The sequence below is a fragment of the Streptomyces sp. NPDC034086 genome (assembly GCF_055575515.1).
On the sequence record NZ_JBVISM010000001.1, the window covers coordinates 183,966 to 196,338 of the forward strand.

The 12,373-nt window shown below is 74.1% G+C and carries 12 protein-coding genes; 2 read left to right on the forward strand and 10 right to left on the reverse strand.

The features are described 5' to 3' along the window. Positions 1-186 precede the first annotated feature (186 nt). Positions 187-1,038, reverse strand: coding sequence for a LysR substrate-binding domain-containing protein (locus ACZ514_RS00855; protein ID WP_401252993.1), 852 nt, complete (start codon positions 1,036-1,038; stop codon positions 187-189). Between the two features lie 124 nt (positions 1,039-1,162). Here ACZ514_RS00855 and ACZ514_RS00860 point away from each other — a divergent pair, with 124 nt between their 5' ends. Together ACZ514_RS00860 and ACZ514_RS00865 are read left to right on the forward strand one after the other, a co-directional pair. Beyond that, positions 1,163-2,215 carry a bile acid:sodium symporter family protein gene (locus tag ACZ514_RS00860; RefSeq protein ID WP_469123737.1) on the forward strand — a complete coding sequence of 351 codons (1,053 nt, stop codon included), beginning with the start codon at positions 1,163-1,165 and terminating at the stop codon, positions 2,213-2,215. A 9-nt stretch (positions 2,216-2,224) separates the two neighbouring features. Continuing rightward, a complete protein-coding gene (locus tag ACZ514_RS00865; RefSeq protein WP_468172991.1) occupies positions 2,225-2,650 on the forward strand; it encodes a (2Fe-2S) ferredoxin domain-containing protein in 426 nt (141 codons plus the stop codon). 27 nt (positions 2,651-2,677) lie between these two features. Here the strand turns inward: ACZ514_RS00865 and ACZ514_RS00870 are convergent, their stop codons facing one another. The 9 genes from ACZ514_RS00870 to fdhD form a co-directional block, all read right to left on the reverse strand. Then, the gene (locus tag ACZ514_RS00870; RefSeq protein WP_469124172.1) at positions 2,678-4,222 is read right to left on the reverse strand and encodes an alkaline phosphatase family protein; all 1,545 of its coding nucleotides are present in this window, start codon (positions 4,220-4,222) and stop codon (positions 2,678-2,680) included. A gap of 285 nt (positions 4,223-4,507) precedes the next feature. Further along, the gene (locus ACZ514_RS00875) at positions 4,508-5,581 is read right to left on the reverse strand and encodes a 2-aminoethylphosphonate ABC transporter substrate-binding protein (RefSeq protein ID WP_469123738.1); all 1,074 of its coding nucleotides are present in this window, start codon (positions 5,579-5,581) and stop codon (positions 4,508-4,510) included. 61 nt (positions 5,582-5,642) lie between these two features. Further along, positions 5,643-6,440 (reverse strand): ABC transporter permease, encoded by a 798-nt coding sequence (locus ACZ514_RS00880; protein ID WP_469123739.1) that lies wholly within the window; start codon positions 6,438-6,440, stop codon positions 5,643-5,645. Continuing rightward, on the reverse strand, positions 6,427-7,383 hold the full coding sequence (locus ACZ514_RS00885; RefSeq protein WP_469123740.1) for a 2-aminoethylphosphonate ABC transporter permease subunit: 957 nt from the start codon (positions 7,381-7,383) through the stop codon (positions 6,427-6,429). The genes ACZ514_RS00880 and ACZ514_RS00885 overlap by 14 nt, the downstream gene beginning before the upstream one ends. Further along, positions 7,376-8,425 carry an ABC transporter ATP-binding protein gene (locus ACZ514_RS00890; RefSeq protein WP_469123741.1) on the reverse strand — a complete coding sequence of 350 codons (1,050 nt, stop codon included), beginning with the start codon at positions 8,423-8,425 and terminating at the stop codon, positions 7,376-7,378. Before ACZ514_RS00890 ends, ACZ514_RS00885 begins: the two co-directional genes overlap by 8 nt. Further along, positions 8,422-9,195: a phosphonatase-like hydrolase gene (locus tag ACZ514_RS00895; protein WP_468173007.1), complete on the reverse strand. Its 774-nt coding sequence runs from the start codon at positions 9,193-9,195 to the stop codon at positions 8,422-8,424. Before ACZ514_RS00895 ends, ACZ514_RS00890 begins: the two co-directional genes overlap by 4 nt. A 5-nt stretch (positions 9,196-9,200) precedes the next feature. Continuing rightward, positions 9,201-10,322 carry a TIGR03364 family FAD-dependent oxidoreductase gene (locus ACZ514_RS00900; protein ID WP_469123742.1) on the reverse strand — a complete coding sequence of 374 codons (1,122 nt, stop codon included), beginning with the start codon at positions 10,320-10,322 and terminating at the stop codon, positions 9,201-9,203. A 158-nt stretch (positions 10,323-10,480) separates the two neighbouring features. Further along, positions 10,481-11,251, reverse strand: coding sequence for a GntR family transcriptional regulator (locus ACZ514_RS00905; protein WP_469123743.1), 771 nt, complete (start codon positions 11,249-11,251; stop codon positions 10,481-10,483). A gap of 85 nt (positions 11,252-11,336) precedes the next feature. Next, complete coding sequence (gene fdhD, locus ACZ514_RS00910) at positions 11,337-12,203, reverse strand: formate dehydrogenase accessory sulfurtransferase FdhD (RefSeq protein ID WP_468698393.1); 867 nt, start codon at positions 12,201-12,203, stop codon at positions 11,337-11,339. Positions 12,204-12,373: the final 170 nt, after the last annotated feature.

The window sequence follows — 12,373 nt, forward strand, 5'->3', positions numbered from 1 at the left end:
CGCGCCCCCGCCCGGCACCCCCGAGGAAACCTCCACGAGATCCCCCCGCCGCCCCGACCCCCGCCACCTGCGGCGCGGTCACCGCTACGGTCCCCCGAACGGGTGATCAGGGCCGGTCCGCCCGCTCCCCGGAGGGCAAGGGCCCCGCACGGCCGCCACGCGGCCCGAGCCCCGCCCGGACGGCCGCTACGCCGGCCGGCTCAGGCGGTCGCCGCCCGCCAGCACCGCGGCCGCCAGCGCCTCCGCCGCCGGCGTCGGGCGCCGCCCCTGGAGCAGGGCGAACTCCACCGGCCCCAGCTCCGGCAGTCCGCCCACCCGCACCAGCCCCGGCGGGATCAGCCCCCGGGTGTGCGCCATCACGCCCAGTCCGGCACGGGCCGCCGCGATCAGGCCGCTGAGGCTGCCGCTCGTGCAGGCGATCCGCCAGGCCCGCCCGTCCCGCTCCAGCACCTCCAGGGCCCGCGCCCGGGTGATCCCCGGCGGCGGGAACACGATCAGCGGCACCGGACGCTCCGGGTCCACCCGCAGCCCCTCGGCCCCGATCCACACCATCCGGTCCCGCCACACCAGCCGCCCCCGCTCGTCCCCCGGCCCGCGCCGCTTCGCCAGCACCAGGTCCAGGCGCCCCGCGTCCAGCCGCTCGTGCAGCGTCCCCGACAGCTCCACCGACAGCTCCAGGTCCACCTCCGGATGCTCGTGCCGGAAGCCCTCGAGGATCTCCGGCAGCCGGGTCAGCACGAAGTCCTCCGACGCCCCGAACCGCAGCCGCCCGCGCAGCCGGGTCCCCGTGAAGAAGGCCGCCGCCCGCTCGTGCGCCTCCAGGATGGTCCGCGCGAAGCCCAGCAGCGCCTCGCCGTCCTCCGTCAGACCGACGCTGTGCGTGTCCCGCACGAAGAGCGGGCGCCCCGTGGCCTCCTCCAGCCGCCGCACGTGCTGGCTGACCGTGGACTGGCGCACCCCCAGCCGGGCCGCCGCCTGCGTGAAGCTCAGGGTCTGGGCCACCGTGAGGAAGGTACGCAGCTGCACCGGGTCGTACATGGCCCCACCCTATTGCGTTCCGTGATGACAGTCAGAGCGGTGTGCGTGTTTCCCGATGACCGCCGAGCCGCCACGATGGGGCCGTACCCCCGTTCCGACGCCGCACGACAGCAAGTGAGCACCCATGCGACGCCCCCGCCTCCCCGCCCGGCTGCCCCTGGATCCGTACGTACTGGCCCTGCTCGCCACCGTGGGCCTCGCCGCGCTGCTCCCCGCCCGGGGTACCGGCGCCGCCCTCGCCGGAGGCGCCTCCACCGCCGCCGTGGCCCTGCTGTTCTTCCTCTACGGGGCCCGTCTCTCCACCCGGGAGGCCCTCGACGGCCTGCGCCACTGGCGGCTCCACCTCACCGTCCTGGCCTGCACCTTCGTCCTCTTCCCGCTGCTCGGTCTGGCGGCCCGCCTGCTGGTGCCCGGCCTGCTCACCCAGCCGCTCCACACCGGCCTGCTCTTCCTCTGCCTGGTCCCCTCGACCGTCCAGTCCTCCATCGCCTTCACCTCGATCGCCCAGGGCAACGTCCCCGCCGCGATCTGCGCCGGCTCCTTCTCCTCCCTCGCCGGCATCCTCCTCACCCCGCTGCTCGCCGCGGCCCTCCTCGGCAAGGACGCGGGCGGTTTCTCCCCCGACTCGCTCCTGCGGATCGCCCTCCAGCTGCTGCTGCCCTTCCTCCTCGGCCAGGTCCTGCGCCGCTGGGTGGGCGGCTTCCTGGTCCGCCACAAGAAGGTGCTCGGCCGCGTCGACCGGGGCTCCATCCTCCTCGTCGTCTACGCGGCCTTCAGCGCGGGCGTCACCGCCGGCGTCTGGGAGCGGGTCGGGCTCCCGCGCCTCGGCGCGCTGATCGCCGTGGAGGCCGTACTCCTCGCCGTCATGCTCCTCGTCACCTGGTACGGGGCTCCCCGCCTCGGCTTCGGCCGCGCGGACCGCGTCGCCATCCAGTTCGCCGGGTCGAACAAGAGCCTCGCCGCCGGACTGCCCATGGCCAGTGTCCTGTTCGGCGCGCAGGCCTCCCTCGCGGTGCTGCCGCTGATGCTGTTCCACCAGATGCAGCTGATGGTCTGCGCGGTCCTGGCCCGCCGCCGCGCCCGGGACCCCGAGGCGCTCCGCCGGGACCGGCCCGGCGCTCGACGTGTGGTGGAGGTCTCGCCCGAGGTCCAACCCCCCGCCGGACAGGGCCGGTAACGTGCGTCGGTGACCTGGATACGCCCGCTCTCCGCCACCGCCCCGCGCCCCTGCACCCTCGTGGTCTGCCGCGGCTGCTGCTGCGGAGACCCCCGCAAGAACCCCGGCTCCGACCACGCCGGGCAGCTCGCCCGGCTGCGGGAGGCCGCCGCCGCGTCCGGCGGGCGCCTCGCGGTCCGGACGAGCGACTGCCTCGGGCCGTGCGCCCAGGCCAACGTGATCGTGGTGCAGCCCACGACGGAGGCCCGGCGCCGTGGCGCGCGGGCCGTGTGGTTCGGCTGGGCCCTGGACGACACCGCGACGGACGAGATCATCGCCTGGGCCGCCTCCGGTGGCCCCGGAAGCACCCCGCTCCCGGCCACCCTCGACCTGCACCGCATCGACCCCCCGGAGCCGAAGCCGGCCGCGTCCCCGCGCAGGGGCCGGCGCCGCTAGCCGGCACCGTCCCCTGCGCGGCGCCGCTCAGCCGAGACGGACGTCGTCGACGGTCCAGTACCAGTTGTTGCTGCCGCTGTAGCGGAAACGGACCTGGACGTTGGTGGCGCCCGCCGGGACCTGGAGGACGAGGGACTCGGCCTTGGCGACGGCGTCGGCGGTGTACGTCTTCACCACCGCCGGGGTGCCGCCGTTGTACGAGACGAGGACCTGGGCGGTCTGGCCGGTCTCGTGGCGGTAGTGCGTCCGGAAGTCCAGGGTGCGCGTGGTGCCGCCGGTGACCGCCCACGTGGGGGTGACGAGGGTGGAGTCGAAGGTGCCGGTGTGGGCCTTGTCGTCCCACTCGTCGGAGTCGGCGACGGCGAACACGTCGCGGGAGCGGACGTTGAGCTCGCGCCACTGGTCGCGCTGCGCCTGGCTCCAGAACTCGTCGGTGGCGAAGGCCCACCCGGCCCATTCGGTGACTCCGCCCGTGCCCATCCTCGAGTTGTCGACGGACCAGCCGGCGGGCGGGGTGTGCGTGAAGCCCTTGGTGGCGGCGGGGATCCCGGTCTCGTCCACGCGGGCCTGGAGGTTCGGGCGCAGGGTGTCGAAGGGGTCGCTGTCGGGGGTGTCCAGCGGTACGCCGTCCAGGGCGGCCGTGGTGACGCCGACCTGGGCGAGCGCGATCGCGGCGACGTCGGTGAGGCGTACGTCCTCGCGTACCGAACCGGCCGGGATGCCCGCGCCCTTGGCGATGACGAAGGTGCCGCGCTCCTGGATGGTGGAGCCGCCGTGGCCGCCGCCGTCGGTGTGGCCGTGGTCGGTGGTGACCAGGATCTTCCAGTTCTCCTGGGCGTAGGCGGGGCGGGCCTTGACGGCGGTGAGGAGCTGGCCGACCAGCGCGTCGACCCGGTTGATGGCGTCGAGGTACTGCCGGCTCGCGGCACCGTAGGAGTGGCCGGCGGAGTCGACCTGGCCGAGGTAGACGAAGGCGGCGTCCGGGTTCTGGTCGCGGAGTTCGGCGGCGGCCGCGGCGGCGATCTTCGGGTCCTCGTTGCCGTAGCCGTCGCGGTCGCCCTTGAGGGAGAGCCGCTTGTCGACCTTGGCGGAGAAGACCGGGCCGTTCTGGTCGGTGGAGGTGATGGGCTCCCAGTCGGCGGCCGCGTAGGTGTTGAGGGAGGGCTTGGCGTTCTCGGCGCGGGTCAGGAAGTCGGGGTGGGCGCCGTAGTCCTTGCCGGTGAAGGAGTTGTCCCTCACCCCGTGCTTGTCGGGCCAGACGCCGGTGGCGATGGTGGACCAGCCGGGGCCGGAGGAGGTGGCGGCCATCGGGTTCGCGTAGAGGGTGCTGCGGGCGGTGAGGCCTTCGGCCATCAGGCCGTTGAGATGGGGGGCGTTGGCGGCCTTGACGCGGTCGAGGACCACGCCGTCGAGGCCGATGACGAGGACCTTGCCGGTGGTGGCCCGCGCCGCCGATGGGGCGGGGGCGGAGGCGGCCGCCTTGGCCGCGGCCTCGGCCGCCGCCCTGGCCGGGTCGGTGGGGCCGGGGGCGGCGGAGGCCGTGGTGCCGAGGCCGAGGCCGGTGGCGATCAGGGCCGTGGCGGTGGTGGCGGCCACGGCGAGGGTGCGTCCGGACAGGACAGTGGACACGTGCTCCTCCAGGAGCGTCGGGGAAGGCGCGGCGGACCGAGCGGGATGCGTGCGGACGTGCGGGGACGTGCGGACGTGCGGGGACGTGCGGACCCGCGGAATCCGCGGGGGACCTGCGGGTACCTGCGGGGACCTGCGGCGGGTCCCGACCGGAGGGGAGCGGCCTGCGGTCCGGACCCGTTGCGCACGGGAGACTATTGCGGCCGCGGGTGGCCGCGGGGTCAAAGCTCAGCTTCCGGTCGCGGACTTCCACGCGTCGACGTGAGCGGTGAGGTTCTGGTCGATGTCGGCCCAGTCCGGCTGGAAGACCTCGACCCCGCTCATCAGCTTGGTGAGTTCGATGGCGTTGGCGTCGGTCGGCTTGATGTCGGAGCGCGCCGGGAAGCCGCCGCCGATCTCGCTGACCTGCTTCTGCGCCTCCTCGCCGAGCATGAAGTCGAGGAGCTTCCTGCCGTTGTCGGCGTGCGGGGCCTTGGCGAGCAGGCCGGCGGCGTAGGGCAGGGCGAAGGTGGTGGGCCTGCCGCCGTCCTTCGCGGGGAACCAGATGCCGAGGTTGGGCATGGACTTGGACTGGGCGAAGTTCATCTGGACGTCACCGTTGGCGACGAGCAGTTCGCCCTTGTCGGTCTTCGGCGCGAGCTTGCTGGTGGAGGAGGAGGGGCCGACGTTGTTGGCCTGGAGCTTCCTGAGGTACTCCATCGCCGGCTCCCTGCCGCCGAAGTCGTGCATCGCCTTGATGAGGACGGCCGTGCCGTCACCCGCGACACCGGGGGTGGAGTACTGGAGCTTCCCCTTGTACGTGGCGTCGAGCAGCTCCTCCCAGGTTCCGGGGGCCCGGCCGAGCTCCTTCTTGTTGTAGACGAAGCCGAAGTAGTTGTTGACGACGGAGGTCCACTTGCCGTCGGCGGCCTTGTCGGCCCCGTTGACCTTGTCGGAGCCCTGCGGGGCGTACGCCTGGAGCAGCCCCTTGCCGTCGGCCTGCTGGATGAAGGGGGGCAGCGTGATCAGCACGTCGGCCTGGGTGTTGGTCCTCTCGCGGACGGCGCGCTGCACCATCTCGCCGGATCCGCCCTCGACGTACTTGACCTCGATGCCGGTCTTCTCGGTGAACTCGGCGAAGACCTTGTCGTACCAGCCGTCGCCCTGGGTGCCCTTGAGGCCGTCGGCACTGTAGACGGTGACCACCTTCTCGCCGGCGCCGGGGCCGTCGGCCGGGGTGGAGCCGCCGCAGGCGGTGAGGGAGGAGACGAGGGCGAGGCCGCCGGTGAGGGCCGCGGCACGGAGGACGAGCTTGCCGGTCATGGAGCTTCCTTACGAGGGGGAAGGAGTCTGCTGGGACGACGACGGACGGAGCCGGCGGGGATCAGCGGTACGAGGCGCGGGTGCGGACGCGGGAGACGGCCAGCAGCACCAGCAGGGTGGCGGCCATCAGGACCACGGCCACGGCGGAGCCGCCGAAGAGCGCACCGCGGTCGGTGGCGGTGAAGACCCGGACCGGGAGGGGCATCCAGTCCGGCGGGTAGAGCATCATCGTGGCGCTCAGCTCGCCCATGGACAGGGCGAAGCACAGTCCCGCGGCCGCGGTGAGCGACGGCAGCAGGAGCGGGAGGCGGACCCGCCACAGCACGTAGCCGGGACGGGCGCCGAGGGAGGCCGCGGCCTGCTCGTACGCGGGGTCGAGACGGGCGAGGGCGGCGGAGACCGACTGGTGGGCGAACGCGGTGACGAGGACCGTGTGCGCCAGGACGACGATGGAGCCGGTGCCGTTGAGGAGGACGGGCGGCCGGCTGAAGGCGACCAGTACGGCCAGGCCGACGGCCACGGACGGCACGGCGACCGGCAGCACGAACAGGGCGTCCACGCACCGCTTCCCGCGCCTGCCGAGGGACGCGGCGGCCAGCGCGGCCCAGGTGCCCAGGGTCAGCGCGAGCAGGCTCGCGGCCAGGGCGGTGACCAGGGACGTGGTCAGGGCCCGCAGGGACTCCCCGCGGACGGCGGCGGCGTAGTGCCCGGTCGTCGGGCCGGAGGGGAAGGCACCGGACCAGTGGGTGGCGAAGGAGGCGGCCACCACCACGAGGAGGGGCAGCGCGAAGAGGGGCAGGAAGAGGACCCCGAACAGACCCCAGGCGGCCCAGCGGCCGCGCTTGCTATGCACCAGCACGCTTGCCCACCACCCGGTAGAGGCCGAACAGGCCGACGGACATCGCGATGTTGACGACGGCGACCGCGCAGGCGGCCGCGTAGTCGGATTCGAGGATCGCCTTGCCGTAGACGAGCATCGGCAGGGTCGTGACGCCCTTGGCGCCGGTGAACAGGACGATCCCGAACTCGTTGAGGCACATGACCAGGACCAGGCTGCCGCCGGCCGCCAGGGCGGGCAGCGCCTCGGGGAGGATCACCTGCCGGACGATCCGTGCCGGGCCGGCGCCGAGTCCCGCGGCGACCTCCAGCTGCGCGGTGTCCAGCTGGGAGAAGGCGGCGAGCAGCGGGCGCATCACGAACGGGGTGAAGTACGTGATCTCGGCGAGGAGCACGCCCCACGGGGTGGTGAGGAAGTGGAAGGGGCCGTCGGCGACGCCGAGGACGTCGGTCCACACGCCGTTGGCCATGCCCACCGTGCCGTAGATGAAGAGCAGGGCGAGGGTGATGAGGAAGGAGGGGAAGGAGAGGAAGACGTCGATGAACTTCGCGACGGCCCTGGCCCCGGGGAACGGCACGAAGGCGATGACCAGGGCGAGGGTGAAGCCGAGGAGGAGGCAGCCGGCGGTGACGCCGACCGCCAGCCACACGGTGGTGCCGAGGGCCTCGCGGAAGGCGTGCGAGGCGAAGACGGCGGAGTACGCGTCGAGGGGGCCGCCGACGTCGGGGGTGAAGGACTGCCGGACGACCAGCGCCAGGGGGTAGAGGAACACCAGCGCGAGCACCGCCACCGGCGGCAGCGCCCACACCGCGCGCGGGACCGCGCGCCGCGGGCCGGCTCCGGTGCCGGGTACGGCGTCCGGCGCCGGCGCCGGTACGGCCGCGCGCGCCGGAGCGGCCGGCACCGGGGGAGCGGTCCGAGGCGGGGGAGCGGTCTCGGGCACCGGCGGAGCGGCCTCAGGCATCGGACACCCCCGCGGCCAGCAGCACCGCGTCACGGGGCTCGAAGTGCAGGGTCACCTCGTCACCCAGTGCCGGGGTCTCCCTCAGCTCGGGCAGGTCCGCCTTCACCCGGTGCCCGCCCACGTCCACGTACAGCCGGTGCGTCGAGCCGCGCCACTGCACCTCGGTGATCGTGCCGCGCAGGGCGTTCGGCCCCTCGCCGAGCCGGAGCAGGTGCGGACGTACGCACAGGGTGGCGGCCGAACCGGGTGCCGCGCGCCCGCAGTCGAGGGCCAGCGGGCGTCCCTCGAAGACCGCGCCGCCGTCGCCCACCGTCACCGGCAGCAGGTTGGCGTTGCCGACGAAGGAGGCCGTGAACTCGCCGCGCGGCGCCCGGTACAGCTGCCGCGGCGTGCCGCAGTCCTGGAGACGGGCCCGGTCCATGACGGCGATCCGGTCGGCCAGGGTCAGTGCCTCGACCTGGTCGTGGGTGACGTACAGAAGGGATACCCCGGGCAGTTCGCGGTGCAGCCGGGCCAGTTCCGCCAGCATCCCGGAGCGCAGCTGGGCGTCGAGGGCCGAGAGGGGCTCGTCCAGCAGGAGGACGCCGGGGCGGATGGCGAGGGCCCGGGCGATGGCCACGCGCTGCTGCTGTCCGCCGGACAGTTCGCGCGGGTAGCGGCGGGCGTAGCCGGCCATCCCCGTCATCTCCAGGGCCTCGGTCACCCGGGCGGGGATACCGGCCTTGGGGGCCTTCTGCGCCCTGAGCCCGAAGGCCACGTTGTCCTCGACGCGCATGTGCGGGAAGAGGGCGTACTGCTGGACGACCATCCCGATGCCGCGTTGGTGCGGCGGGAGCGCGGTGACGTCGCGGCCGCCGATCAGCACCCGCCCGGAGGCGGGCCGGACGAAACCGGCGACCGCGCGCAGGGCGGTGGTCTTGCCGGAGCCGGAGGGGCCGAGGAGGGCCATGAACTCGCCGGGCTCGACGGTCAGGTCGAGGGAGTCCAGGACGGTGGTGCCGTGGTAGGCGACCGAGACGGAGTCGAAGCGGATGCCGCTCACGAGGACTCCCCGGGGGCGGGCAGGCCGAGGAGGGCGGGGAGCCCGGCGACGGAGCCGAGGACGTGGGTCGCGCCGTGTCCGGTCAGCGTGGCGCGGTCGTGGGCGCCGGTGAGGACTCCGGCGACGGTCCCGGCGCCGGCGCGGCGGCCGCTGAGCATGTCGTACGCAGTGTCGCCGGCGACGACGGTCTCGCGCACGTCGGCCACGGCGCCGGTGCGCAGGAACGCGGCCAGCACCATGTCCGGGTAGGGGCGGCCGCGGCCGCCCGCGTCGGCGGGGCACAGGGTGAGGTCGGCGAGGTCCCGCCAGCCGAGGGCGTCGAGGATGGCGTCCTGGGTGACGCGGGCGAAGCCCGTGGTCAGGACGACGGTGTGGCCGGCGGCGCGGAGTTCCTCGAGGGTGGCGCGGGCGCCGGGGAGGGGGGCGACGAGGCCGCCGTCGACGAGTTCCGCGTACGCCTCCTCGAAGGCGGAGTTGGCGAGCCGGGCGCGTTCCTCCGTGCCGAAGAGGTGGCGGAAGACGGAGATCTTCGACTCGCCCATGGTGTCGCGGACGTACCGCAGCTTCTCGGCGTGGGCGGGGGTGCCCGGTTCGACGCCGAGGCGGGCGGCGGCGTGCTCGAAGGCGCGCTCGACGAGGCCGCCGTCGGCGACGGTGGTGCCGGCCATGTCGAGGACGACCAGCCGGCGGCCCGTGCCGGCGGGGAGTGCGGCGGGCCGTTCGACGGGGAGTCCGGCGGGGGCGTTCGTACCCGTGGGGGTTTCGGTCATGCGGCTCACCAGCCCAGTTCGTTCGCGGTGGTCTCGGCTATGGCGGGCGAGCAGGTCATGCCGCGGCCGCCAGGTCCGGTCACCAGCCAGACGCCGTCGGCCACCTGCTGGCGGTGGACGACGCGGGTGGTGTCGGTGCACTGCGCGTACACGCCCGCCCAGCGGCGCCTGATCTTCGGCAGGGGGCGGCCCAGGAAGGACTCGACGACCCCGGCGAGGTGGTCGTAGGGGTCTTCGAGGGTGTCGAACGCGAAGGGGTGCTCGTACTCGTGGGTGTCGCCGATGGTCAGTCCGCCGTCCTGGCGCTGGACCATCAGCAGCTGCATCCCGTGCGCGGCGGCGACGGGGGTCTGCGCCTGGGCGGCGTTCAGCTCGTCCAGGGCGGCGCTCCGGTAGGCGGGGTAGTAGCGGAAGCTGTCGGCGTCGGCGACGGAGGTGGTGAGCGGCTCGCCCAGCGGGGCGGTCTGCATCATCTGGAGCCGGACGCGGCGGACGGGCAGTTCCGGGGCGAGTTCCCGGACCAGGCCGGACAGCCAGGCGCCGGTGGCGAGGACGACGGCGTCGCCGCGGTGGACGTCGCCGTGGTCGTCGCGGACGGCTCCGGGACCGGCCAGGCCGCGGACCTCGCGGCCGGGGACGAAGGTGTAGCGGCCGGAGGCGCGGAGGGCCTCGCGGAGGTGGAGCTGGGCGGTCCGCGGTTCCACGGCGGCGTCGCGCTCGCACCACAGGGCGGCCTCGAAGGAACCGCGCAGGGCCGGGTTGATCCGCCGGGCCCGGGCGGCGGTGACCAGTTCGTAGCCGCGGGCGGCGGCGTCGGGGCGGGCGGCGGCCGCCTCGGCGACCGCGTACTCGCGGGCGTTGCGCACCGGGGTGAGGGAACCGATGGCGCGGAAGCCCAGGCCGGGCACCTCCGCGCCGATCCGCTCCCACAGCTCACGGGCGCGCAGGGCGGTGTCGAGCTCCTCGCCCCCGGCCCGGCCGCTGACCCATATCTGGCCGAAATTGCGCAGCGAGGCGCCGCGCGCCTCGGCCTCGCGCTCGATCTGGACGACCTCGTGGCCGCGTTGGACTGCTTGCCAGGCGTGCATGGTGCCGACCACGCCGCCTCCGACGACTATGACTCTCACGGCGTCCACGGTGGGCGGGGCCCGTGACCCGGGGGGATCGCGGGGACGACCGGGCAGTGAACAGCCCTCGACGCTTGGACTAGACCCGTTATCATTCCGTGATGTGGATTGCTCCTGGATCAGGGCGTTCCGGGCTGGTTCGGCCGACCGTCCGGGGGCTACTCGGGCCGCAGGCGGGTCGTGAAGCTGAACCGGTCGCCACGGTAGAGCGAACGCACCCGCTCCAGCGGCCGGCCGTCCTGGTCCCGCGAGAAGCGGTGGATGAGCAGCATCGGGAGCGCGGGCGGGGTGCCGATCAGCAGGGCCTCGCGGGGGGTGGCCAGGACGGTCTCCAGCTTCTCGTCCGCCTCCCCGAAGGAGATGCCGAGGCTGTCGCGGAGGTAGCCGTAGAAGGAGGAGTCCGGCCGGAAGTCGACGTCGAGGTGCGGGGCCCGGGCCACGCGGATGTACGTGCTCTCCAGCCCGACGCGCTCGTCGTCGGCGAGCAGGACCCGCTCCAGGTGCCACACCGGCTCGCCCGCCCCGGCGCCGATGCCGGGCGCGAGGCCGGACGGGCAGGGGAAGCGCTCCAGGCCGATGAGGGTGCGGCCGGGGCGGCGGCCCTGGCGGCGCACGCCCTCGGTGTAGCTGGCGAGGGAGAGGGGCTGCTCCAGCTTGGGGCCGGCGACCACGGTGCCGCGCCCGGAGCGGCGCAGCCGGCCCTCGAGGAGCAGCTCGCGCAAGGCCTGCCGTACGGTCTCGCGGGCCACCCCGTACCGCTCGGCGAGATCGCGCTCGGTGGGCAGCGGGCCGCCTTCGCCGAGCTCGTCGAGGAGGCCGGCGATGCGGGCCTTGACGGCGTAGTACTTGGGGACGCGGCCGTGCTCGGGGATGCCGGAGCGGACGGGCGAGCCGGGGCGGTGGGGCGGCTGCGGGTTCTGGTCATGCACGCTCGGACTGTACGCGGGCCCCCACCGCGCCGTCGGCCCGGCGTCAGGCCCGCGCCGGCGCCCGGCCCGCCGTCGGCCCGGTGTCCTATCCGCGCGGTTCCGGCGACACGGCCCGGGCGGTGCCGGGCAGCAGGATCCGCTCCTCGCCCGCGTACACGTTCATGTCCGGGCCCCGCAGGAAGCCGACCAGCGTCAGCCCCGACTCCAGGGCCAGGTCGACCGCCAGCGAGGACGGCGCCGACACCGCCGCCAGCACCGGGATCCCGGCCATCACCGCCTTCTGCGCCAGCTCGAAGGACGCCCTCCCCGACACCAGCAGCACCGACCCCGCCAGCGGCAGCCGCCCCGCCCGGAGCGCCCGTCCGACGATCTTGTCCACGGCGTTGTGCCGCCCCACGTCCTCCCGTACGTCGAGCAGCTCGCCCTCCGCCGAGAACAGCCCGGCCGCGTGCAGCCCGCCCGTCCGGTCGAAGACCTTCTGCGCCGCGCGCAGCCGGCCCGGCAGCTCCGCGAGCAACTCCGCGGGCACCCGTACCGGATCGGAGGCCAGCCCCGGGAAACGGGTCGCCGTACGGACCGCGTCCAGGCTGGCCTTGCCGCACAGCCCGCAGGACGAGGTGGTGTACACGTTCCGCTCCAGCGTGATGTCCGGAACGGGCACCGAGGGGGCCAGCTGTACGTTGACCACGTTGTAGGTGTTGGAACCGTCCTCGGTGGCGCCCTCGCAGTACGTCACGGCCCGCACGTCGGCGGCGTCGGCGAGGACGCCCTCGCTGGCCAGGAAGCCCACCGCCAGCGCGAAGTCGTCCCCCGGGGTGCGCATGGTGATGGCCAGCGGCTTGCCGTTGAGCCGTATCTCCAGCGGCTCCTCCGTGACCAGCGTGTCGGGCCGGACCCCGGCCGCCCCGCCCCGGATGCGTACGACACGGCGCCGCTCGGTGACCCGTCCCATCGTGATCAGCCCACCCGTTCCGTTCTCGCGCACACCTGACGAGGACATTGTCCCGGATCCGCCGCGCAGGACGTTCCGACAGGAAGTTGCTCGGAATGCTCCAAATTCAGGAGGCGGAATCCTGTTGGGTCACGCGCACCCGTACCGGCCAGTAGCAGGCCAAGCTGGTC